General features: G+C 72.5%; 20 protein-coding genes. 7 read left to right on the top strand and 13 right to left on the bottom strand.

The genetic code is table 11. The features are described 5' to 3' along the window. Positions 1-206: 206 nt before the first annotated feature. Together ACGF5G_RS00805 and ACGF5G_RS00800 are read right to left on the bottom strand one after the other, a co-directional pair. Positions 207-647: an ATP-binding protein gene (locus tag ACGF5G_RS00805; protein WP_393257563.1), complete on the bottom strand. Its 441-nt coding sequence runs from the start codon at positions 645-647 to the stop codon at positions 207-209. After that, positions 647-1,003: an STAS domain-containing protein gene (locus ACGF5G_RS00800; RefSeq protein WP_091099109.1), complete on the bottom strand. Its 357-nt coding sequence runs from the start codon at positions 1,001-1,003 to the stop codon at positions 647-649. The genes ACGF5G_RS00805 and ACGF5G_RS00800 overlap by 1 nt, the downstream gene beginning before the upstream one ends. A 235-nt stretch (positions 1,004-1,238) precedes the next feature. Between ACGF5G_RS00800 and ACGF5G_RS00795 the strand changes: the two genes are divergently transcribed. Then, entirely contained in the window at positions 1,239-3,758 is a 2,520-nt protein-coding gene (locus ACGF5G_RS00795) for a DEAD/DEAH box helicase (RefSeq protein WP_393259165.1), read from the top strand. A gap of 235 nt (positions 3,759-3,993) precedes the next feature. Then, complete coding sequence (locus ACGF5G_RS00790; protein WP_393257561.1) at positions 3,994-4,572, top strand: hypothetical protein; 579 nt, start codon at positions 3,994-3,996, stop codon at positions 4,570-4,572. 218 nt (positions 4,573-4,790) lie between these two features. Here the strand turns inward: ACGF5G_RS00790 and ACGF5G_RS00785 are convergent, their stop codons facing one another. From ACGF5G_RS00785 to ACGF5G_RS00740, 10 genes are all read right to left on the bottom strand, one after another. Then, positions 4,791-5,186 carry an Rv3654c family TadE-like protein gene (locus tag ACGF5G_RS00785; RefSeq protein ID WP_393257559.1) on the bottom strand — a complete coding sequence of 132 codons (396 nt, stop codon included), beginning with the start codon at positions 5,184-5,186 and terminating at the stop codon, positions 4,791-4,793. Continuing rightward, positions 5,183-5,551: a TadE family type IV pilus minor pilin gene (locus tag ACGF5G_RS00780; RefSeq protein ID WP_393257556.1), complete on the bottom strand. Its 369-nt coding sequence runs from the start codon at positions 5,549-5,551 to the stop codon at positions 5,183-5,185. Before ACGF5G_RS00780 ends, ACGF5G_RS00785 begins: the two co-directional genes overlap by 4 nt. Next, complete coding sequence (locus ACGF5G_RS00775) at positions 5,548-5,676, bottom strand: DUF4244 domain-containing protein (RefSeq protein ID WP_208418639.1); 129 nt, start codon at positions 5,674-5,676, stop codon at positions 5,548-5,550. The genes ACGF5G_RS00780 and ACGF5G_RS00775 overlap by 4 nt, the downstream gene beginning before the upstream one ends. Positions 5,677-5,740: 64 nt before the next feature. Next, positions 5,741-6,535 (bottom strand): type II secretion system F family protein, encoded by a 795-nt coding sequence (locus ACGF5G_RS00770; RefSeq protein WP_393257554.1) that lies wholly within the window; start codon positions 6,533-6,535, stop codon positions 5,741-5,743. Next, positions 6,535-7,848 carry a hypothetical protein gene (locus ACGF5G_RS00765; protein ID WP_393257552.1) on the bottom strand — a complete coding sequence of 438 codons (1,314 nt, stop codon included), beginning with the start codon at positions 7,846-7,848 and terminating at the stop codon, positions 6,535-6,537. Before ACGF5G_RS00765 ends, ACGF5G_RS00770 begins: the two co-directional genes overlap by 1 nt. Further along, on the bottom strand, positions 7,845-9,056 hold the full coding sequence (locus ACGF5G_RS00760) for a TadA family conjugal transfer-associated ATPase (protein WP_393257550.1): 1,212 nt from the start codon (positions 9,054-9,056) through the stop codon (positions 7,845-7,847). Before ACGF5G_RS00760 ends, ACGF5G_RS00765 begins: the two co-directional genes overlap by 4 nt. Then, a complete protein-coding gene (gene ssd / locus ACGF5G_RS00755; protein WP_393257548.1) occupies positions 9,053-10,156 on the bottom strand; it encodes a septum site-determining protein Ssd in 1,104 nt (367 codons plus the stop codon). Before ssd ends, ACGF5G_RS00760 begins: the two co-directional genes overlap by 4 nt. 595 nt (positions 10,157-10,751) lie before the next feature. Beyond that, a complete protein-coding gene (locus ACGF5G_RS00750) occupies positions 10,752-11,060 on the bottom strand; it encodes an RNA polymerase sigma factor (RefSeq protein WP_393257546.1) in 309 nt (102 codons plus the stop codon). 92 nt (positions 11,061-11,152) lie between these two features. After that, the gene (locus ACGF5G_RS00745) at positions 11,153-12,097 is read right to left on the bottom strand and encodes a CU044_5270 family protein (protein ID WP_393257544.1); all 945 of its coding nucleotides are present in this window, start codon (positions 12,095-12,097) and stop codon (positions 11,153-11,155) included. Continuing rightward, a complete protein-coding gene (locus tag ACGF5G_RS00740; protein ID WP_393257542.1) occupies positions 12,090-12,779 on the bottom strand; it encodes an RNA polymerase sigma factor in 690 nt (229 codons plus the stop codon). The genes ACGF5G_RS00745 and ACGF5G_RS00740 overlap by 8 nt, the downstream gene beginning before the upstream one ends. Positions 12,780-12,877: 98 nt before the next feature. On the opposite strand from ACGF5G_RS00740, the gene ACGF5G_RS00735 reads away from it, so the two are divergent. Next, positions 12,878-13,474: a hypothetical protein gene (locus ACGF5G_RS00735; RefSeq protein ID WP_393257540.1), complete on the top strand. Its 597-nt coding sequence runs from the start codon at positions 12,878-12,880 to the stop codon at positions 13,472-13,474. 345 nt (positions 13,475-13,819) lie between these two features. Next, positions 13,820-14,635: an HAD-IB family hydrolase gene (locus ACGF5G_RS00730; protein ID WP_357452503.1), complete on the top strand. Its 816-nt coding sequence runs from the start codon at positions 13,820-13,822 to the stop codon at positions 14,633-14,635. Positions 14,636-14,774: 139 nt separating this feature from the next. On the opposite strand, the gene ACGF5G_RS00725 is transcribed toward ACGF5G_RS00730, so the two are convergent. After that, on the bottom strand, positions 14,775-15,521 hold the full coding sequence (locus tag ACGF5G_RS00725) for an oxidoreductase (RefSeq protein ID WP_393257537.1): 747 nt from the start codon (positions 15,519-15,521) through the stop codon (positions 14,775-14,777). 263 nt (positions 15,522-15,784) lie between these two features. Here ACGF5G_RS00725 and acs point away from each other — a divergent pair, with 263 nt between their 5' ends. From acs to ACGF5G_RS00710, 3 genes are all read left to right on the top strand, one after another. After that, a complete protein-coding gene (acs, locus tag ACGF5G_RS00720) occupies positions 15,785-17,749 on the top strand; it encodes an acetate--CoA ligase (RefSeq protein ID WP_393257535.1) in 1,965 nt (654 codons plus the stop codon). Positions 17,750-18,018: 269 nt separating this feature from the next. Beyond that, positions 18,019-20,811, top strand: a complete 2,793-nt coding sequence (locus ACGF5G_RS00715) for an immune inhibitor A domain-containing protein (protein ID WP_393257533.1) — start codon at positions 18,019-18,021, stop codon at positions 20,809-20,811. Between the two features lie 381 nt (positions 20,812-21,192). Further along, a complete protein-coding gene (locus tag ACGF5G_RS00710; protein WP_393257531.1) occupies positions 21,193-23,499 on the top strand; it encodes an immune inhibitor A domain-containing protein in 2,307 nt (768 codons plus the stop codon). Positions 23,500-23,801: the final 302 nt, after the last annotated feature.

Below are 23,801 nucleotides of genomic sequence, written 5' to 3'. Positions count from 1 at the left end.
AGCCCTCCGCAGTGTCGGAGGTCACACCGAGGGGGCACCCTGTCTCGATGATCTTCGTCGCTGTGTTATGAGGAAAAATCTGATATAGGAGTCCGTCCATGACAAGGAGGCCGCGTCCCTTCCCGGGACGCGGCCTGACGGCGTGCGACACCCTCTGCCGGAGGGCGGTGGAGGTGCGGCTCGACCCCTCGCCGGGGCCGGGCGGATCAGCTTCGGCGGCCCACGGGCCAGACCATCCGCACCTCGGTGCCGATGCCCTCGTCGACCGGGCGGACCTGCAGGTCCTCGACGAAGCCGGCGAGCAGCGCGAAGCCGACGCCGGTGGTGAGGTCGTCCTCGTTCAGCGACTCGTTGGCGAGCTGGTCGGCGTCCAGCGCGGCCAGGCCGAGGCCGGCCTCGATCGGCGCGCGGTCGACGACCCGCACCGCGTACGCCCCGCTGTCCGACATCTCGACGAGCACCGGGTCGGGCACGCCGTACTGCCGGTGCAGGGCGACCGCACGTGTGCACGCCTCGCCGATGGCGAGGCGCACCTCGTCGAGCAGGTCCTCGCGGACCCCGGCGCGCCGGGCGACCGCCACACCGACCAGGCGCGCGGTGCGCACGTGCACCGGGGCCGGCGAGAAGGAGAGCCGGACCGTGGCCATCACGCGCCAGCGCCGGCCGGGCCCGCGCCGATCGCCGCGTCGACCGTGGGATGCAACGGGAAGACCTGGTCGAGCGCGGTGATCCGGAAGATCTTGAGCAGCGGCTCCTTGTCGCAGACCAGCGCGAACGAACCGCCGGCCGAGCGCAGCCGCTTGAGCGCGCCCACCAGCACGCCCAGGCCGGTGGAGTCGAGGAAGTCCACCCGGCCGAGGTCGACCACGACGTGGCGGGCCCCGCCGTCGATCAGTTCGAGGAGCCGTTCCCGCAGCCGGGGGGCGGTGTAGACGTCCACCTCACCGCCGACCTCAAGCACTGTGTGCTCGCCCACGGTGCGGGTCGCCAGCGACAGCTCCATCGGTCCTCCCTCGCAAGAGCCGTAAACTCTCCTGGGCATCTAACCATCCCCGCCGGATACGGCTCTGCTCACCGGCGAAGGCATCCCCATACCCCGCTTTTCATCTCCGAACGCCAGTGCGAGAGTGCAGGACGTGACCTCCGACAGCTTCAGCTCGGCGCGTCTGACGCCGCGCGACGACCTGAAGCCGTCGTCCGACAGCTCCGGCTCGACGCCCCCGACGCCGCGCGACGACCTGAAGCCGTCGTCCGACAGCTCCGGCTCGACGCCCCCGACGCCGCGCGACGACCTGAAGCCGTCGTCCGCAGCCACCGTATCCGCGGGCACCGGTCCCAGGCGATCGCCGGCTGACCTGCTGGGCCGGCTGCGCGCCCGCAACGGCGTCGATCCGGTCACCCACGTCGAACGGGTCCCGGCCCGGGCCGGCGAGCCCGCCCCGTGGCCGGGCTGGGCGCCGGAGGAGTTGCGCGCGGCGTTCGCCCGGCGTGGCGTGGTCGCGCCCTGGCGGCATCAGGCCGAGGCCGCCACCCTGGCGTACGACGGCCAGCACGTGGTGGTCGCCACCGGCACCGCGTCCGGCAAGTCCCTGGCCTACCAGCTCCCCGCGCTGGCCACCCTGCTCGCCGACCCCCGGGCCACCGTGCTCTACCTGGCGCCGACGAAGGCGCTCGCCGCCGACCAGTTGCGCTCCGTCGCCGCGCTGGAGCTGGAGGGCGTACGCCCCGCCTGCTACGACGGCGACACCCCGCGCGCCGAGCGGGAGTGGATCCGGCGGCACTCGCGGTTCGTGCTGACCAACCCGGACATGCTGCACCACGGCATCCTGCCCGGCCACGCCCAGTGGTCCGGGTTCCTGCGCCGGCTCGCGTACGTGGTGATCGACGAGTGCCACACCTACCGGGGAGTCTTCGGCTCGCACGTCGCGCACGTGCTGCGCCGGCTACGGAGATTGAGCGGCGCTTCGGGCCGATCCACCTCCCCCGCGCTCGCAGGCTCGCGCAAGGCGCCCGTCTTCGTGCTGGCCTCGGCGACCTCCGGCGACCCGGCGGCGGCAGCCGGGCGGCTCACCGGGCTGCCCGTCGCCGCCGTCACGGAGGACACCTCGCCGCGCGGCGGGGTGACCTTCGCGCTCTGGGAGCCGCCGCTGCTGCCGCCGGACTCCCACGCGGACCAGCAGGCGGACCTCACCCAGGTCCGCCGGTCGGCGCTGCGGGAGACGGCCGACCTGCTCGCCGACACGGTCGCCGAGGGGGTACGCACACTGGCCTTCGTGCGCTCCCGGCGCGGCGCCGAGGTGGTCGCCGCGAACACCCGCCGCACCCTCGACGAGGCGGTGCCCGGCCTCGGCGACCGGGTGGCCGCCTACCGGGCCGGGTACCTGCGCGAGGAGCGACGCGAGCTGGAACGCGCGCTGCTGCACGGCGACCTGCTCGGGCTGGCCTCGACCAACGCGCTGGAGCTGGGCGTCGACCTGATCGGGCTCGACGCGGTGCTGATCTGCGGTTACCCGGGCACGCGGGCCTCGCTGTGGCAGCAGGCCGGCCGGGCCGGGCGCTCCGGGCAGGAGGCGCTCGCCGTGCTGGTCGCCCGGGACGACCCGCTCGACACCTATCTGGTGCACCATCCGGAGGCGCTGTTCGGGCGGCCGGTGGAGGCGACCGTGCTCGACCCCGCCAACCCGCACGTGCTGGCCCCGCAGCTCGCCTGCGCGGCGGTCGAGGCGCCGCTGACCCCGGCCGACCTGGAACTCTTCGGCGACGGGGCCAAGGAGGCGGTGGACCAGCTCGTGGCGGCGGGGGCGCTGCGACAGCGGCCGACCGGCTGGTACTGGCGGCACCGGGAACGGCCGGAGGTGGACCTGCGCGGCGAGGGCGGCGCGCCGGTCTGCGTGGTGGAGGCGGCGACCGGGCGGCTGCTCGGCACCGTCGACGGCGGCTCGTCGCACTTCCTGCTCCACCCCGGCGCGGTCTACCTGCACCAGGGCGTCTCGTACGTGGTCGACTCGCTCGACCTGGCCGACGGGTGCGCGCTGGTGCACCCCGAGGAGCCGGACTGGTCCACCCACGCCCGGGACGTCACGTCGCTGTCGGTGGTGTCGGTCCGCTCGTACGTGGACGCCGGGCCCGTCGGCCTCTTCCTCGGCGAGGTCGACGTGACCAGCCAGGTGGTGTCGTACCAGCGACGACGGATCGCCTCCGGCGAGGTCATCGACACCCGCCCGCTGGACCTACCGGCCCGGGAGCTGCGCACCGTGGCGGTCTGGTTCACCCTGTCGCCGCAGTCCCTGGTGGCCGCCGGCGTGGAGCCGGCCGACGTGCCGGGCGCGCTGCACGCCGCCGAGCACGCCGCGATCGGGCTGCTGCCGCTCACCGCCACCTGCGACCGCTGGGACATCGGCGGGCTCTCCACCGCCGTGCACCCGGACACCGAGGCGCCGACCGTCTTCGTCTACGACGGGCACCCCGGCGGGGCGGGATTCGCCGAGCGCGCGTACGGCACGGCCGCGGCCTGGCTGCGGGCCACCCGGGACGCGATCGCGGAGTGCGGCTGCGAGGCGGGCTGCCCGTCCTGCGTGCAGTCCCCGAAGTGCGGCAACGGCAACAACCCGCTCTCGAAGCCGGACGCGGTGAAGGTGCTGGACGTGGTGCTCGCCAACCTGCCCGACGGCGTACCGGCGCCCCGCCGGTCCGGGGATGCCGGCGGCACCCCGGATCCTCGCGCCGCTGCTCCGGGTGACGCTGCCGTCCGGGACTGACCAGCCGCCGTGCGCGCTGCCGTCCGAAGCGGGACGGATTCCGGCGGCGCAATCTCGCGGCACAATCTCGCGGCGGCTCGGGAGGTGGGTTCGGGCGACGAGTTCGGGCGGCGGGCTCCGGCGAGGGGTTCGGGGTGGCGGAGGCGCGGGTGACGACGGGGCCGCTCGCTACCAGAGGGCCGGCGGGACGGTTGAGCCTGTGCGACACTCCGGCCCACCCCTCGAAGGAGATTCCATGCAGCCCGACACCTTGCAGTCCCAGCAGCAGTTCCACATCCGGCAGCGGATCCGGATGATGGTCAACCAGTACGAGGTCCACGCCGTCGCACCGGACGGCTCCGAAGGCGGGATGCTGGCGTTCGCCCAGCAGAAGCGGCTCGCCTTCAAGGAGCAGGTGACGATCTACACCGACGACTCGAAGCAGCAGCCGCTGCTCGGCTTCAAGGCCCGCCAGCGCCTCGACATCGGCGCCACGTACGACGTGACCGACCACGCCGGCAACCCGATCGGCCAGTTCCGCAAGGACTTCGCCCAGTCGCTGCTCCGATCCACGTGGCACGTGGAGCAGGCCGGCCTGCCGCAGATCACCGGCCAGGAACGCAGCATGCCGGTGGCGCTGCTGCGGCGCTTCGTCGACTCACTGTCCTGGCTGCCGTACCACTTCGACTTCGTCGCCGACGGCCAGCCCGTCTTCTCGGTGATCAAGCAGTGGGGCCTGCGCGACCGGTACGTCGTCCAGGTGCAGCACCCGCAGATCGACCGCCGACTCGTGATCGCGATGGCCGTCGCCCTCGACGCCCTCCAGGCACGCTGACCCGCCGGTGCCGGGGTACGCCTGGCGGCGCTCGACGGCGACGTGAGGCGCCGGATCACGGCGACCTGAGGTGCCGAATCACGGCGGCGCGAGGTGCCGAATCACGGCGGCGCGAGGTGCCGAATCACGGCGGCGGCGAGGCGGCGTTACCGCTACCCGGCCCGGCTCCTTGCTGACCTGGTCGGGGCGACCTGGCGTCTGACCAACCCCTCTCCTGGTCAGCTCCCCTCCTGGTCAGCCCGGACCGGTCCGGCGCGGGCGGTCGCCGTGGCGGCCCGCGCCAGGCCGGGCAGCGGGGTGACGGCCACCTCCGCGGTCACCAGGAGGTCGAGGCCGTCGAGCCGGCAGTCCAGCAGTGAGCCGCCGTTGGCGGCGGCGATCTCCGCTGCCCGACCGCACGCCGCCGTTTCGCCACGGAGGGCCTGCCCGGCACCTGCGAGCGCGCCGAAGTCCGCCGCGACCCGGGCCTGCTGCCGGGCGGTCTGGGCGGCCCCGACGGCCGCCCCGAACAGGCCGACCACGACGAACACCAGCCCGACCGCGAGCAGGCAGACCGTCGCTCCGCCACGCTCCCCGCCGTTTCCTCTGCGGCGAGGCACTGACGGGCCGGTCACGGTCGGGCCGCCGGGACGCCGGGTTCCACGGCCGCGACCGCGGTCGCGGTCACGGTGATCCGGGGCAGCCGCGTGCCGAGTGCGCGTACGGGCCCTCGGACGGTGGCGGTGACCCGCTGGCCTTCGACCGTGACCGTGACCTCGGCGCCCGCCGGGGCCGCCCGGCCGGCGGCGGACGCCCCGTCCTCGCCCCGGGAGGCGGCGAGCGCCGCCTCCCGGGCCGCGTGCAGGCAGCCCGCCCTCGTGCCGACGGCGTTCACCGCGGTCAGCCCGGTGAGCAGGAGCAGCATGAGCGCCGGCAGGCCGGCCGCCAGTTCGGCGGTGAAGGAGCCCCGGTCGCGGCCGGCCGACCGGCGCCAGCTCACTTGAGCGCCCGGTCGATGACGGCGGTCAACGCGGACTGCACGTTGCCGGAGGTCAGCACCTTCAGCAGGATCCCGGCGAAGGCGACGGCGGCGAGCGTGCCGACGGCGTACTCGGCTGTGTTCATCCCGGCGTCCCCGCGCAAGCGGGCGAGAAGTTTGCGCACGTGATCGTCCTTTCTGGAGGGTGGGTCAGAGCACGTCGCCGAGAACGGCGACGATCACCGGCACCAGGCCGGCGAGAATGAAGGCCGGCAGGAAGCAGAGCCCCAGCGGCAGCACGATGAGGACGCCGGCGCGGCGGGCGGCCGCCTCGGCAGCCGTGGACCGGTCGGCGCGCAGGTCGTCGGCGAGCCGGGTCAGCGCGCCGGCCAGCGCCCCGCCGCTGTTAGAGGAGCGCAGGACGGCAGCCGTCAGCCGCTCGGCGCCCGGCACCGACGCGAGCGGCTCCCACGCCTCCTCGGGGCCGCCGCCGAGCCGCAGCAACCGGCCCACCCGGGCGAGCCGGTCGGCGAGGGGCCCGTCGAGCGCGTCCGCCACGGCCAGGACGGACCTGTCCACCGGCGCCCCCGCCCGCATCGCGGCGGCGAGAAGGTCGGCGGCGAGCGGGAGGTCGGCAGCCTCCCGCAGCCGCCGCCTGCGTACGGCCGACGGCTCGATCCGGCGCAGCATCCGGTCGAGCAGCAGCGCCGCAGGCACGGCTGTCAGCAACCCGGGCCAGCCGCCGACCACGACGGCCACGGCCAGACCACCCAGCCCGGCGGAGAGCCGGATCGCATCCGGCCGTCGTCGGGACCGCGCACCCTCCGGCGCCTCGTCACCGGTCCCGGGCACCACCGGTCGGTGAACCGAGCCGGCCGGACGTACGCCGGGCGGCGCCCCGCGCAGGGCGTGCAGGCGGCGCAGCGGCCGCCGGCCGGCGAGGAACGCGACGGCGAGCAGCGCCACCGCCGCCAGGCAGCCCGCGACCAGCACCGCCCGGAGCATCAGCTCGCCCGCCCCGGTGTCGCGCCGAGCCGCTCGGCCCAGAACAGGCCCGCGACCTGGAGACCGACGGCGGCGACCGCGCACGCACCGCCGACGGGGGTGTGCAGCAGCACCGCCACGGGGTCGACGCCGATGCCGTAGCCGAGCCCGATGCCGCCGAGCGGCAGAGCGGCGAGCAGCAACGCGGTGGCGCGCGCCCCGGCCGCCTGGGCGTCCGCTGCGGCCAGTCCCCGGTCGGTGGAGCGGGCGTCGGCCTCGATGCGCTCCAGCAGCTCGGCCAGCGGCGCGCCCGTCCGGTCGGCGAGGCGTACGGCCGCCCGTGCCAGCCGCTCCAGCCGGTCCGGGCCGTCGCCGGCGGGTCGCCGGAGCGGCTTGAGCAGCGTGTCCGCTCCGGCATTGGCGGCCCGCCCGTCGCCCGGCGCCGCGCCCTCCCGACCGATCCCGGCGGGGGTTCCGGGCCGTCCGAGGGTGAGTTGCTCGGCGGCGACCGGCACCGGCAGGCCGGCCCGCAGATCGGCGGCCAGCCCACAGAGTTCGTCCAGCCGACGTCGCCGGGCCCGGTCCGCCAGCTGGCCGGACTGCCGTCGGAGCAGCGCGCGGGCGGCCAGCGTGCCGTAGGCGCCGACGGCCACCGCCGCCACCGGCCCGGCCAGCAGCAGTCCGGCCGCGACGCCGGCCAGTCCCACCAGCAGCAGGGTGCGCCTCGGTGACGTGGTCAGCACACCCGACCAGTCTCGCCGTCCCGCACCGGCAGGACGGGCCGCCCGTACGTCGGGTCGACGGGTGGGTGCAGCGGTCGGGGCCGGCGCGCCGACGGGACGTCGCGCGTCCCGCCGGACGGGTGGTCGGACGGGTCCCGGCGGTCGGGACGGGCCGGGGTGACCACCGGCGGGCCACGGCCAGGACGTCCGGTCCGCGACGTCCCGCGGCGGCCACTGCGCCGCGCCGCCCGGTCCGCGCCCGCTCGGTGGCATCCGGCGGACCGAGGCGGCCTGGGCGGCGGCCGGCAGGCGCGCCGGCGCGGCCACCTCGGACATCTCACCCGGCTGCCGGCCGGTCGGCACCGCCGCAGCGGCCGGGCCGGGAAACGTCTCGGCGGGACGGTCCGGCGGGGTGGGGCGGAGGTCCGGCTCCGACGCCCGACGCAGCTCGGTGACCCAGTCGACGAGCGGATCGTCCGCCCCGGTCGACGCGTTCCCTTGTGCCTCGCTCACGAGGGCGCGCCGCCTGCTCCGAAGGCCGCCCACCAGGTTGGCCACGACGACCGCCGACGCGATCGACAGCAGCGCCACCAGCGCGTACGGGGCGCTCACTTCGGGCCCGCCGATCCGGGCCACGGCTCGCTGAGGACCGGCGGCACCGGCACGCCGCGCTCCCGCAGCAGCGCTCCGAGCGCGCGGGCGGCGGGACCGAGGCCGCGCCCGCGCACCCAGGCGGGAACCGCGGCGACCAGGCGGTCCGGGCCCTCGGGCAGGAGCAGGCACACCGACTCCAGCAGCCGCCCCTGCTCGCCCCGGCGCACCTGGAGCAGTACCTGGAGCGCGGCGGCCACCTGGGCGTGGAGCGCGGGGCGGGGCAGCCCACCGAGCATCCCGAGCGCCTCCAGCCGGGCCGGCACGTCGGAAGGGGCGTTGGCGTGCAGGGTGCCGGCACCGCCGTCGTGACCGGTGTTCAGGGCGGCGAGCAGGTCGACCACCTCCCCGCCCCGGCACTCGCCGACCACCAGCCGGTCGGGCCGCATCCGCAGTGCCTGCCGGACCAGGTCGGTCAGCCCGACCGCGCCGGAGCCCTCCACGTTGGCAGTCCTGGCCTGCAACCCGACCACGTGCGGGTGCCGGGGGTGCAGCTCGGCCGCGTCCTCCACCAGCACGATCCGCTCGGTCGACGGCACCAGCCCGAGCAGCGTGTTCAGCAGAGTCGTCTTGCCCGAGCCGGTGCCGCCGGTCACCAGGTACGCCAGCCGGGCCGCCACCACGGCGGAGAGCACCGGCGCCATCGGCCGGGGCACCGTCCCCTGGCGTACCAGCTCGTCGAGGGTGAACGGCCGCTGCCGGAACGTCCGCAGGGACAGGTAGGGACCGTCGGTCGCCACCGGCGGCAGCACGGCGTGCAGCCGGGTGCCGTCGGGGAGTCGGGCGTCCGCGTACGGCGAGCCGTCGTCGAGCCGCCGGCCGGCGCTGGCGGTGAGCCGCTGGGCGAGCCGGCGAACGTCGTCGACCGTGCCGATCGGCACCGCGACCTGGTGCAGGCCCTGCCCCCGGTCCACCCAGACCCGGACGCCGTTGACCAGCACGTCGGTGACCTCCGGGTCGGCCAGCAGCGGCGCGAGCGGACCGGCGCCCACCAGGTCGTCGTGCACCCGGTCGGCCATCCGCAGCAGGGCGGTGTCGCCCAGCACGGCGGCGGTGGGTTCCGCGCGTACGGCGGACACGATCGCGGCGGGGGTGACCGGGGTCGCCGTGGCCGCGATCCGCTGCCGCACCCGGGAGGCGAGGGTGTCGCCCTCGGACGGTCCGGTCATGCCGCACCCGCCGTGGACGTGCCGGTCAGGTCGGCGACGATGCGCTGGCAGAGGGCCGCCAGCGGCCCCCGGCCGTGGGCGGCCGGTGCCTCGCCCCGCTCCAGCCCACGGGCCAACGCCGGCTCCGGCCGCAGCGTGCCGGCGAGCGGCAGCCCGAGCGCGCGGGCCACCTCGGCGGCCCCGAGCCGGCCCGGTGCCGGACCGCGCACGATCACCGACATCGCGGCGCAGTGCGGTGCGGCGGCCGCCACCACCCGGGCGGCCGCCGCGGTGGCCCGCAGTTCGGCCGGTACGACGACGAACACCTGGTCGGCCGCCTGGAGTGCGGTGACGGCCGCGTCGTCCAGTTGCCGGGGCAGGTCCACCACCACGAAGTCCCGGCCCCGCCGGGCGGCGTCGACGGTGGCCGCCATCGCCTGGGCGGGCAGGGCGAGCAGGTCGCCCCGGTCCCAGGAGAGCACCACCAGGTCGCCCCGGCTCGGCAGGGCCCGTACGAGCGCCGGCGCATCCACCCGGCCGTCGGCGTCGGTCAGCGCCGGCCAGCGCAGCCCCTCCAACTGCTCCCAACCCAGCACCAGGTCGAGCCCGCCGCCGAGCGGGTCGGCGTCGACGAGCAGGGTGCGCAGCCGGGCACGGGCGGCCGTGACCGCGAGCCCGCCGGCCAGGATGCTCGCCCCGGCGCCGCCACGCCCGCCCAGCACGGCGGTGATCCGGGCTACGCCCCGATCGGCGCACTCCGGCCCGCACTCGGCGAACCGGTCCACCAGCCACGGCTCGGCGGCCGGCAGGACCGCCACGTGCTCGGCGCCGATCAGCTCGGCGACCTGGAAGCCGGGATCGGGCTCCCCGGACCGGCCGACCAGCACCATCCGTGGCCGCTGCGGCAGCCGCGCCCGCAGGCACGGCTGGGCCTGGTCGGCGCCGACCAGCACGAGCGGGGCGGGCAGCCAGCGGGTCCGGGCCGCCGCCGGGTCGGCGGCGAGCTCCACCTCGACGCCGCCCGCCGCGGCGAGCCGGAGCAGGTCGTCGAGCAGGTCGCCGTCCGAGGTGACGAGCAGCGGCAGTCGCCGGTGCGGCGGGACGGAGGTACGGGGTGGCATCGCGGCCTCCAGCGGTCGGGCTCCGGGGTTGCTGACCCGAGACCCTGCCCCCGATCCGCCGCCGGACGCCGCCCCACGGCACCAGCCTGTGGACAACTTCGGCGCCTGTGGACAACGCCCACTGCGCGAGTCGATCTGCTATGTCCGTCGGCCACGGCACGGCCCCTGTCGTACGCCGCCGCGTGATCCGCCACCGTGACCGACGACCTCGTGGAGCTTCTCGACCGGGCGGGCGACGCCGACCACCCGGACCGACCCGCGCCGCCGACCGACCCGCGCCGCCGACCGACGCGAGCCGCGGCAGGCGGTAGCCACGCTCGGCTTTCCCCCGCACCCGCGGCAGCCCTCCGCGACGACGGCGACGGGCCGCACGCATCGATAGCCTGCGCTGTATGCACCGCAGTCGTCTGCACGCCGTCCTGATCGACGCCCCTTGCGCACCACCCACGTACCTGACGGCCGGGACCACCACCCCTTCTCCCGGTAGTGCATCGCGGTGATTGCCAAGCATCAGTTCCTCGACGTCAAGCAACCACGGAGCAACCAGCAGAGTGAGCCCCGCCCACCTCGCACCGGCCGCCAACTACCCAGAGTTTTAGGTCTGCCTTGCCGCCCGGTGCTGGTTGGCCAGGTCAGTGGCGAGCCCGTCAAGCCAGGGTCGAGCGTCGGACTGGGTGATGTCGAACCGATTCCGAAGACGAAACGCCGCGACGAATGTCTCCGCGACAAGTTCGTCTGCGGCCGACACACCGAAGCGTCGCGCTAGGTGACGATGGATGCGCCGCGCGTGCCGGTCGATGATCGTCGAGAAGATCTCGGGATCCTCCTCGGACCAAGCGATGATTTCGGCATCTGTCAATGCACCGCCGCCGACATTCGTCGTCCGCCGTCGCAGGAATCGCATGGTAGGCCTCTCACAGAAGAGCGTCATCCGTTATCCGGATCCAGTGGCTGGACAGTTCATGCATGGGAGGCGGCTGGCCGCTGGGACGGATGTCAGGTCCTCTGGCCGACTCGGTCAACGATGGCGAGGGCCAACACCGCCGATCCGCCTGCCGGCCCGCCCACGCCGAGAAAGGTGTAGGTCTCGGGGTGGAAGACGAGCACGATTTCGCCCGAGCCGTGCGTCGATGGCCAGGTGATCCCGATGCCCGGCCGGCCCGCGGCGTCCTTGACGGGCTTCACGGCTTGCAGGTCCGGCATCGTCGCCGCAGCCTCATAGAGCGCCGCCAGGGTCCGGGGGCGTAGGTAGCTGTCGGTGAGGTAGTAGAGGATCTCCTTGCCGGCGGCATTGGCGTCGCCCGGTTCCCCCTTGGCATTCTCGGCCAGGAAGGCCCGCATCGCGGCGGCGTCGGTGGGCAGGTCGGCGCGGTAGGCGGGTGCTGGGGTGCACCGCTCGGTCTCGCCCGGAACCACCCGGCCCCCCTTCAACACCACCGCCCGCCCATTCCGGCAGCCGGGAACGACTATCTCCGTGCGGCCGGCGGCAGAGGTCTCGATAACCAGACCGTCCCGCGTTCCGTCCACCGACGTCCAGCTCTCCCGCAGATCACGCCCCTGCTGCAGGCGTGTGTAGACGAACTGGTTCGGCCGGGGATCGACATCGCGCACCCGCAGCGCGGCGGCCGCCGCGTTCTGCAGAATCTGGGTGGCATCGGCCCGTGCGGGTGGCGTGCTGCCACCGAGCTGGTCCGGTACGAGCACCAGTACGGAAGCGATCGCCCCCGCTAGACCCGCCGCCGCCACCCCGCTGAGCACCAGCCGCCAGGCCGGTCGCCTCCAGCGGGAAGGCGTCGGGCGCACGGTGGACACTGCGGGCAAAGGCTCAGCAGCCGTCGCCGCCATGGCGGCCTCCAGCCGGCTGCGGGCCGGCTCCAACCGCTCGGCTGCCGGCAGCCCGGTCTCACCGCCGAGCTGCTGGAGCAGTCGCATCTCATCCATTGCTCAGTACCTCCTCGATCGTGCTGGCCGGTGCGCCGCCCAACCGTTCACGGAGCAGCTTGCGGGCTCGGTTGAGTCGTGATCGCACGGTGCCGACCGGAATCGACAGTGCGGCGGCGACCTCGTCGTATCTGAGTCCCTCCCAGGCGATCAGCAACAACACGTCGCGATCTCCGTCGGAGAGCCTGGCCAGCGCCTCGAGGAGGGGCCGGCGTAGTGATTGCGCCGTCACCACGGTGGCGACCCGGTTGGCATGCGATGCCTCGCTCGTCGCGGGGACGTACGCCTGCCGCAGCCGGTACTCGCGCTCCTCATTTCGCCGGTGCTGGCCAACGATTTTGGTGGCGATCCCGTACAGCCACGGCCGCGCGTTCGGATAGGTGGTGTCGAAGCGGTCCCGGCGGCGGAACGCCGCGAGGAACGTCTCCGCAACCAGATCGTCCGCAGCCGGCACACCAAGGCGACGTGCCAGGTAACGGTGGATGTGCGGCGCGTGTCGGTCGAAGATCGTCGAGAAGGTCTCCGGGTCCCGCACGGAGCGCTCGATGATCACTACGTCCGTCACCGCACCGACATCGGCGTCCGACGTTGGTCTGAGTTCTTTCACGCAAGGCCTCTCGCGGAGCAGGGAAGCATCACCTGTTATCCGCAGCTCGCGGCAAAACGGTTCATGGGTGGCCACCAACGATCACCCTGACCGTCCTGGTACGGCACACGGCACGCGAACCTCCACATCCTCGCCCGGCGGACCGGACGGAGCGAGCCCGAGGTAGTGGCTGCATGCCCAGGGGTAGTTCGCCATCCTCACTACCTGCCGTTGACCCGCCGCCCGGGGAGCGGGCCGCCCGCCTGGCCCGCCATCGCGCTCTGCTGCGCGCGGTCCAGATCACCGCGGAGACCCACGGCGGCATCCTGTTCCATCCGTACCCGAAGAGTCGCGCTGGCGTGCGGACCGTGCCGCTTCCGGGTTTCCTGTTGGCCGCGCTGCGCCAGCTGCGCACCGAGGCCGGGGACCTAGACCCGCGCACGCTCGTCGTCCGTGACCGGGTCGGGTGCCCCCTGCGCCGGTCGATCTTCCGCCGCCGGGTCTGGCTGCCCTCGCTGGTCCCCGCCGCGAGCACGGCGGGCCACCCCTGCCAGATCCCGGTGTGCATCGGCCTGCTCGGCCAGGTCGTCAACACCGGCCCGATCAACCTGGTGCAGCGGGTCATCGGCCACAAGCAGGCGTCCACGACGCTGAATCGTTATACGCACACCCGGACGGACTACGCCGCCCGGATCTTGGCGGCCTTCGACAGCTCTGCTGCCTCTCTGCTGCCTCCGGCCGAGGATTCGCCCTCCGAGCGCGGCCTCGGCGAGGACAGAGACGGCCTGTGAGCTGCGGTGGAGCGCCCACTCCGGAAAGGGACGACCCCCGTCGGGGGGAGACGGGGGTCGTCGGGAGGTTCGGCTCCGGGGGGGTCGAGCCGAACCCACTCAGCGGTCACGGGGGGTGCAACCGCCGAGGGCCTGTGTGTTGTGCGAGATATGAACGCTCGTCGTGCCGACCAGTCTGCCTGAGCGGACCTGTATACGTCGAGTGGTGTCACCTCCACTCCCTGCAAATTAAACTTCGCAGAGTGTGACGAGCGTCACGATGAGCGAGGGTGATGGGGTCTGCCCGCAAGTCCGAGGGGTCATCGGACCCCGGGCACCCGCCGACCATAGACCATCCGGCTAGACTTGCGCGCCGTGGGCCGAAGTGCCGCTTTCTTCGATCTGGACAAGACCGTCATCGCCAAGTCGAGCGCCCTGGCGTTCGGTCGGCCGTTCTACCGGGACGGCCTGATCACCCGGCGTGACGTGGTCAAGTCGGCGTACGCGCAGCTGATGTTCCGGCTGGGCGGCACCGACGAGCAGACCATGGCCAAGACCCGGGACTATCTCGCCACGCTCTGCAAGGGCTGGCAGGTGGAGCAGGTCCGCCAGATCGTCGCGGAGACGCTGCACGAGCTGATCAATCCCTACGTGTACGCCGAGGCCGCCGCCCTGATCGAGGAGCACCAGGCGGCCGGCCGGGACGTCGTGCTGGTCTCCGCCTCCGGCGAGGAGATGGTCCGGCCGATCGGCGCGCTGCTGGGGGTCACCGACGTGATCGCCACCCGGATGGGCGTGGTGGACGGCCGCTACAGCGGCGAGGTGGAGTTCTACGCGGCCGGCCCGAGCAAGGTCGAGGCGGTCAGCGAGTTGGCCGCCCGGCGCGGGTACGACCTGGCCGACTCGTACGCCTACTCCGACTCGTACAGCGACCGGCCGCTGCTGGAGTGCGTCGGCCACCCCTCGGTGGTCAACCCGGACCGGCAGCTGCGCAGGCTCGCGGTCGAGAACTCCTGGCCGGTGCTGGAGTTCCGGCACCCGATCCCGCTGGGCCGGCGGCTGCGGGAGCGCCCGGCCGTCCCGGTCGCCGCGGCGGCGCTGGGCGTGGGCGTCGGCGTGGCCATCGGCATCGCCTGGTACGGCCGTCACCGCCGCACCCGCGCCACCCCCGCTCCCGCCTGACCGGATCCGGGCCGAAGCGACCGGACCGAAGCGACCCGAACCGAAACGACCCGGACCGAAGCGACCCGGACCGAAACGACCCAGGCCGAAGCGACCCGGACCGAAGCGATCCAGGCCGAAGCGATCCCGACAGGGCGGGTCAGGCGGCGGCGAGGATCTCGTCGCCGATCGTGGTGAGCTGGTCGGCGCCGACCTCCACGGCCGACATGTAGTGCCGCAGCCAGGAGCGCAGGCCGTCCGGGGTGCCGGTGGCGAACGCGCCGGCCGCGCCGACGTACTCGGGCTCGCGCTCGCGGTGGCCGACGTCGACGGCGAGCAGGCCGCGCGGGTCGAGCCCGCTGGACAGCAGCACCAGCCGGGCGGCGCCGCGGGCCACCACCCCGGACGGTCCGGCGAAGGGGCGCAGGTTCAGCAGCTCGCCGTGCACGACGGCGGCCAGCACCAGCGGGGAGACCTTCGTGCCGCCGGCGACGAGCCCGGCCAGCCCGTCCAGCCGCGCGGCGACCACCGGGTCGGCCACGGGCCGGCCCAGCTCGGCCTCGGTCACCACGTCCCGGGCGGCGAGCACGTGCAGCTTGGCCAGCGCCTGCCGGGGCGCCTTCGGCCAGAGTTCGCTCAGCCCGGGCAGCGCCCCGGCGACCCGCAGCGCGCCCTGGACCACCGGCTCGGTCACGGTTCCGGCGCGGACGGCCTCGCGCTCGTGGGCGTACCCCTCGAGGGCGGCGCTGGCGACCGCGGACCGGAGGCTGACCTCGGCCGCGACCTGGCCGCCGTGGCGGCGCAGCGCGCGGTGCCCGAGCGCCTGGTCGAACCGCTCGCGGGCCCGCTCGACGGCGGGAGCGATGTCGGCGAGCGCGAGCAGCGGGGCGAGCGGGTCAGCGGTCACCCCGTCACGCTATCGACTGCGCGACGCGATCCGCCGACGAGCCGCCGGGGAGCGACCGCCGCCACCCCCCGATTGTGGTGGCGAAGGGCCCTTCCTCGACGGAAGGCGCCGACAAGGTGCCCCTTTTGGCATCCGGGTGGCCGTCCGGCGCGCGGCGGGGGCCGCTCGGCGCGAGTTGGCCGGACCGGCAGTCGGACGACGGGGTGTCCCGACTAACCTCGTGCGGGAGACGCAGGTCACCCCGAACGACGAGGGAGCACGGCATGAGCGAGGCATTGGCCAATCTGCTGAACGAGACACGCCAGTTCCCGCCGCCGGCCGAACTCGCCGCGAACGCCAACGTCACCGCAGACGCGTACGCGGAGGCCGACGCCGACCGGCTGGCGTTCTGGGAGCGGCAGGCCGGGCGGCTGACGTGGGCGCGGCAGTGGGACCAGGTGCTCGACTGGTCGAACCCGCCGTTCGCGAAGTGGTTCGTCGGCGGGCAGCTCAACGTGGCGTACAACTGCCTGGACCGGCACGTCGAGGCCGGCCTGGGCGACAGGGTCGCCATCCACTGGGAGGGCGAGCCGGGCGACACCCGCACCATCACGTACGCGGAACTGCACAGGCTGACCTGCCAGGCGGCGAACGCGCTGACCGATCTGGGCGTCACCGCAGGCGACCGGGTGGCGATCTACCTGCCGATGATCCCGGAGGCGGCGGTCGCGATGCTGGCCTGCGCCCGCATCGGCGCGACGCACAGCGTGGTCTTCGGCGGGTTCTCCGCCGACGCGCTGACCAACCGGATCCAGGACGCCAGCGCCAAGGTGGTGATCACCGCCGACGGCGGCTTCCGCCGGGGCAAGCCGTCCGCGCTGAAGCCGACCGTGGACGAGGCGGTGGCCAACTGCCCGTCGATCGAGCACGTGCTGGTCGTGCGGCGCACCGGCGAGGAGGTCGCCTGGTCGGCCAAGGACCACTGGTGGCACGAGACGGTGGAGACCGCCCCGGCCGAGCACGCCGCGCAGCCGTTCGACGCCGAGCACCCGCTGTTCATTCTCTACACCAGCGGCACGACGGCCCGCCCGAAGGGCATCCTGCACACCACCGGCGGCTACCTCACCCAGACGGCGTACACGACGCACGCGGTCTTCGACCTCAAGCCGGAGACCGACGTCTACTGGTGCACCGCCGACATCGGCTGGGTCACCGGGCACTCCTACATCGTCTACGGCCCGCTCTCCAACGGCGCCACGCAGGTGATGTACGAGGGCACCCCGGACACCCCGCACAAGGGCCGGTTCTGGGAGATCGTCGACAAGTACAAGGTCAGCATCCTCTACACCGCCCCGACGCTGATCCGCACGATGATGAAGTGGGGCGAGGACATCCCCGCCGGCTACGACCTCTCCTCGCTGCGGCTGCTCGGCAGCGTGGGCGAGCCGATCAACCCCGAGGCGTGGATGTGGTACAGGCAGCACGTCGGCCGCGGTGAGCTGCCCATCGTGGACACCTGGTGGCAGACCGAGACCGGGTCCGTCATGATCTCGCCGCTGCCGGGCGTGACGGAGACCAAGCCCGGCTCCGCGATGACGCCGCTGCCGGGGATCAGCGCCGACGTGGTGGACGACCAGGGCCAGTCCGTGCCGAACGGCGGCGGTGGCTACCTGGTGCTGCGCGAGCCGTGGCCGTCGATGCTGCGCACGATCTGGGGCGACGACAACCGGTTCATCGAGACGTACTGGTCGCGGTTCGAGGGCATGTATTTCGCCGGGGACGGCGCGAAGCGGGACGACGACGGGCACATCTGGCTGCTCGGCCGGGTCGACGACGTGATGCTGGTGTCCGGGCACAACATCTCCACCACCGAGGTCGAGTCGGCGCTGGTCTCGCACCCGTCGGTGGCCGAGGCGGCGGTGGTCGGCGCGACCGACCCGACCACCGGTCAGGCCATCGTCGCGTTCGCCATCCCGCGCGGTGCCACGGAGACCTCCGGCGAGGCGGGCGAGAAGCTCATCGCCGACCTGCGCAACCACGTGGCGAAGACCCTCGGCCCGATCGCCAAGCCGCGGCAGATCATGCTGGTGCCCGAACTGCCGAAGACCCGCTCCGGCAAGATCATGCGCCGCCTGCTGCGGGACGTGGCCGAGAACCGGTCGCTCGGCGACGTCACCACGCTCCAGGACTCGTCCGTGATGGACCTGATCTCGTCCGGCATCGGCGGTGGCAAGTCCGACGAGGACTGACGGCAGGCGTACGACCCGATGGGTGGCGGTCCCGCGCGGACCGTCACCCATCGTCATTTCTTACGGGTACACGACGGACCGGAGGTGCCCTGTCACATCAGTCGGTCGGGGGAACCGGGAGAAGCTGAACGGACACAGGCGGGTGTGGACCCCTGTCCTTCGCCTGATTTCTGATTTAGGTTCACGCAGGCCGAGTCGGTTCGATGGACGTCACATCGATCAGAAACCGTCCGGCTCCCTCCCTCCCCATGCCCGAGAAATGGAGCGGCATGAACAGAAATCCGCAACCCGGGTCGCGTCGACGCCTACTCGTCGCGCTGCCCGCCATCGCCCTGGCGGCCACGTCACTGACCGTGACTGGCAGCTCGGCGGCGGCAGAGTCCGGCCCCGCCCGAGCCGTCATCGGGGCGGACGAGTACTACATCAACTACTCCGAGCCGGCCGTCCAGCCGGACAGCACCGGCCGCGAGGTCAAGGGCAAGGGTGGTGTCTACGCCCCGGCGGTCGAACAGGCGCGGGCCTACGACCGCAAGTTCGCCCGCGGCAACCCGGTCACGGCGCGGGAACTCGCCAGGACCGAGGCCGAGGCGATCAAGACGGGCAAGAGCCCGCGGCAGATCAAGCAGGCCGAGGGCACCCAGACGGCGAAGCTGCTCACCCTGCTGGTGGAGTTCAACGACCAGGCCAACGACGACTTCACCGACGTCATGGTCCCCAAGACGGTCTTCGAGGACCGGAGCTGTGTCCCCGGCACCGTCCAGAACGGACCCCTGCACAACAACATCCCCAACCCGGCGTCCCTGCCTCGCGAGGACAACAACTCGATGTGGGTGCCGGACTTCTCGCCCACGCACTACGACAAGATGCTCTACACCAAGGAGGGCATCACCGAGCGGGTCCGCCCGGACCTGACCGGGCCGGACGGCAAGCCGGGCATCAGCCTGGCCGGCCGGACCATGCACAACATGTACCTGGAGATGTCCAAGGGCGCGTACACGGTCGACGGGCAGGCCAGCCCGTGGATCAAGGTGCCGCACTCCGAGGGCTGGTACGCAGCCTCCCGCTGCTTCCAGGACGAGAACGGCAACTGGGTCGCCGGCCGCGAGCAGGCGATGAACGGGCACCCGGACAACCCGCAGGGCGCGGGCCGGCTGGCCACCGACGCGATCGCCACCCTCGCGCAGATGGACCCGAACTTCCCGTGGGCCGACTACGACATCGAGGACCAGGGCGACCGCGACGGTGACGGCAACGTCTTCGAGCCGGACGGCGTGATCGACCACCTGGTGCTGGTGCACGCCGGCCAGGGCAAGTCCCGCGGCGGCGGCGCCGAGGGCATCTACGCCGTCTGGGCGCACTCGTCGTCGATCGCCGGCGGCTACACCATCCCCGGCACCAACCTGCAGGTGTCGAACTACATCGTGCAGCCGGAGGACGCCGGCGTCGGTGTGTTCGCCCACGAGTTCGGTCACGACCTGGGCCTGCCGGACCTCTACGACACCTCGGGCAACGCCGACTCGGACGTCGACTTCTGGGACCTGATGGCCTCGGGCTCGCACTCGGGTGAGATCTTCCAGGCGCTGCCGACGCACATGGGCCTGTGGGACAAGTGGGTGCTCGGCTGGGCCGACCCGCTGACCCTCGCGCCCGGCGCCGACCCGCGCTCCGTGCAGCTGGGTCAGACCTCGCGGACCCCGGTCGGCACCAAGGACGGCATCAAGATCAACCTGCCGAACAAGGTGATCACCCTGGCCACGCCGCACAGCGGCGAGAAGATGTGGTACACCGGCGCCGACCAGGACTGGGCGGATGTCAAGATCGCCCGCCAGGTGGCCGTGCCCACGGCGGCCGACGCGAAGTTCTGGATGTGGAACAACTTCGTCATCGAGGCCGACTGGGACTACGGCTTCCTCGAGGTCTCGACCGACGGCGGCGCCACCTGGGCCGAGCAGAAGGTCTACGACTCGACCGGCAAGCTCGTCACCACCAACGACGGCTACGCCGACCCGAACGGCCGGATGGTGGACTTCGGCAACAAGAAGTACGGCCTCACCGGCAGCACCAACGGCTGGCGGCACGACTACGTCGACCTGTCGGCGTTCGCCGGGCAGACCGTGCAGGTCCGGCTCCGCTACGCCACCGACGAGGCGTTCGCGGAGCGCGGCTGGTTCGCCGACGACTTCTCGGTGACCGGCGGCGGCGCCACCACCTGGAGCGACGACGTCGAGAGCGGCACCAACGGCTGGACCGCGACCGGCGGCACCTTCGTCGACACCACCGGCCCGGGCTGGCGCATCGACAGCGGCACCTCGACCCAGGCGCACTACTACCTGGCGGAGTGGCGCAACTTCGACGGCTTCGACAACGGCCTGAAGTACACCTACGACACGGTGTACTCGCACGAGGCGTGGAAGGTCGACAAGGTCTCCTACAACGCCCCGGGCATGCTGGTCTGGTACCGGGACACCGCGCTCGGCGACGTCAACCACGTCACCGGACAGCTGACCTCGCTGCCGAGCTACGGCGCCAAGGGTGGTCTGCTGATCGTCGACTCGCACTTCGACCCGTTCCGCCGCAAGGGTGAGGCGGCCGTCAAGGACCCGTCGGTGCTGGACAACCTGCCCAGCCGGCCGCAGTCCGCCAACGCGGCCTTCTCGCTCAACCCCACGTACCCCTTCCGGGAGTGCCTGGAGGCGGAGGACGAGCCGTACAGCGAGTACTGCACGAACTTCCCCGCGCAGCCGGCGGTGCCGGCCTTCACGGACGCCAAGGGCTGGTACCCGGGCATCGAGATCCGCGACGGCTCGGCGTACGCCCGGGACAGCGACGCCTCGGTCGTCATCCCGTCGAGGGGCAACGCGCCGTACACGACCCGGGTCACCAACCCGGACGGTACGCCGGCGCCGGCCTACTACGGGGCCGTCCTGGGCGGCGGCGCCATCGTGCTGGGCACCGGCAACCCCGGTGACCAGGGCGTGTCCTACGGCGTCACCATCACCATCAAGCACACCGCGAAGGACAACTCGTACGCCACGGTGTACGTGACCCCGGCGACGAACTGACCCGAGGGTCGGTCGACGGGACACACGGCGGGGCCCGTCCGGAGCACACTGCTCCGGGCGGGCCCCGCTCGTCGTGTGGTCCACGATTTACGCCGACCGGCCTCTGTGACGATTTCCGGCCCCCGGGCGCTCCCCGAAGGGGACTTCATAACTCCGGTCACTCAAGGTGATCGTGGCCAAAACGTAACGTGAACCGATGTCGGTTCAACGCGCCATTTGGTCGGCATTTATGCGTATATGCAGGTCGGCGGCCGCATTCCCACCAGGTATTTGACCCGTGACAAGCGCACGCCCCCTCTGCCAGGGTGAGTGGCGCATCACATGACAGCCGTGGCTTCGGCCGCGCTCGTCATGTAACAGATCCACAAAGGAGGAGGACCTTTGAGGAGACGAGTCACAGCCGGCCTGGCCTCGGCCGCGGCCGCGCTGCTGGCGGCGGGAGTCGTGTCGGCGCCGGCCTCCGGCGCACCGGCCGCGGACCCGGCCCCCGGTTCCGACAAGGCGAAGCACGGCAGGGACAACCTCCCCGATCCGAAGTCGGATCAGCAGCGGGAGCTCCGGAAGAAGGCCATCGCCGACCTGCTCTCCGGCAAGGCCAAGCTTCAGACGCGCAACGGCTCGAAGGTCATCCAGGTCAAGGACGACCTGTTCGTCGAGTACCAGCAGGCGCCGAAGACCGACCCCATCTTCACGATGCTGGTCGAGTTCGGTGACCAGACCGACCCCCGGACCGGTGGGACCGCTGGTCCGCTGCGCAACCAGATCGCCGAGCCCGACCGCAACTGGGACGGCGGCTCGACCGACGACAACAGCACGCTGTGGCGGCCGGACTTCAACCGGGCGCACTACCAGGACATGATGTTCGGTCCGGGTGAGTCGATGCGGGACTTCTACCTGAAGCAGTCCGGCGGGCGCTACACCGTCAACGGCGACGTCACCGACTGGGTGCAGGTTCCGTACAACGAGGCCCGGTACGGCAGCAACGCCATCTCCGAGGCCGACGGGTACTGGAACTTCGTCAAGGACACCGCGACGGCCTGGTACGAGTCCCAGGTCGCGGCCGGCAAGACGCCGGAGCAGATCAAGCAGTACCTGGCCCAGTTCGACATCTGGGACCGGTACGACTTCGACGGCGACGGCGACTTCAACGAGCCCGACGGCTACATCGACCACTTCCAGGCGGTGCACGCGGGCGAGGGCGAGGAGGCCGGCGGCGGCGCCCAGGGCGAGGACGCCATCTGGTCGCACCGCTGGGCGGCGTTCCCGAACCTGGCCGGCAGCGCCGGCCCGGGCGAGAACAAGGCCGGTGGTGTCCAGATCGGCGACACCGGCATGTGGATCCGGGACTACACCACGGAGCCGGAGAACGGCGGTCTGGGCGTGTTCGCCCACGAGTACGGCCACGACCTCGGTCTGCCGGACCTCTACGACACCGCCGGCGGCGACAACGGCGTGGGCTTCTGGAGCCTGATGTCCTCCGGTTCGTGGCTGAGCCACGGCACGGACGACATCGGGTCGACCCCGGGCTACATGGACCCGTGGTCGAAGCTGTTCCTGGGCTGGCTGAACTACTCGGTGGTCGAGGAGAACAGCGGCACCACCCGGGTCACGCTCGGCCCGGCCGGCGACAGCGACGGGCCGAAGGCCCAGGCCGTCGTCGTCAACCTGCCGGCGCAGACCCAGACCACCAGCTACAACACGCCGTTCGGCGGGTCGTACGAGTGGTGGGGCGGCAGCGCGGACGACCTGAACACCACGCTGACCCGCCAACTCGACCTGACCGGTGCGACGTCCGCGTCGATCACCGCGAAGGCCTGGTACGACATCGAAGAGGACTACGACTACCTATACGCCGAGGTGTCGACCAACGGTGGCGCCACCTGGACCCCGCTGGGCAACTCGTCGATCGACGCCGGTGAGACCGGGGTCGACGGCTCGACCAGCGGCGCCTGGGTGGACCTGGCCTACGACCTGTCCGCGTACGCCGGGCAGACCGTGCAGTTCCGCTACCGCTACCAGACCGACGGCGGCGTGCACCTCGCCGGCGCGTTCCTGGACAACGTGTCGCTGGTCAAGGGCGGCGCCGTCGCCTGGACCGACGACGCCGAGACGCTGGCCGCCGAGTGGACCGCCAAGGGCTTCACCCGGATGGGCGGCTCGGTGACCGACACGTACCCCCGCTTCTACATCGCGGAGAACCGTTCCTACTTCGGTTACGACGACACCCTGCGGACCGGCGGGTACAACTACGGGTTCAACAACACCCGCCCGAACTGGGTGGAGCGGTTCTCGGTCCAGCCCGGCATGCTGGTCTGGTACGTGAACTACGCGTACGGCGACAACAACACCTCGGAGCACCCGGGCTACGGCCTGAACCTCCCGGTGGACGTCCGGCCGAACAAGATCAACGTCGGTGGTCAGGGCACCATCACCAACCGCCGCAACGGCTTCGACGCCACGTTCAGCCTGTACGCCAAGCCGGCGCAGACCTTCCACCTCAACGGTGTCCCGGTCACGCTCCCGGCGCTCGACCCGAACCCGGTGTTCTTCGACAGCGGGGCGAACAAGTACTGGACGTCCGGCAACCCGTGGAACTCGGTGAAGCTGGCCGGTTCCGGCACCCGGATCGAGATCCTGCAGCAGGGCACCAACCCGACCGACGACATGGTCGTGAAGGTCAGCAACTGACAATCGGGTTACCCGTGGGGCCGGTGGCGGTGACGCCACCGGCCCCACTTTTCGCGTACGTGACCCGGTCCGATCGAGAACGATCTCTTCCGCCCCATCGGGGACCCTATGCCCTGCTCATGACGGTTGATGAACGGCTGGGATGTGACGGTGAAAAGCATTCCCAACAAAACTTTGCAACAAATAGACGTGCGCATCTTCCCAGGGGTCACACGAGTGTCTATGTTCACCATTGGTCCCACTAGTGGGATCGATCTCCACCGGCCCGTACCCCCGTTGGGCCGGTTCCCTCACACCGGAGG

Origin of the sequence: Micromonospora sp. NPDC047730 (assembly GCF_043204765.1) — a bacterium.
Taxonomy (GTDB): domain Bacteria; phylum Actinomycetota; class Actinomycetes; order Mycobacteriales; family Micromonosporaceae; genus Micromonospora.
Note: the sequence above shows the minus strand (reverse complement) of the source record. Positions and strands in the feature narration are given on the sequence as shown.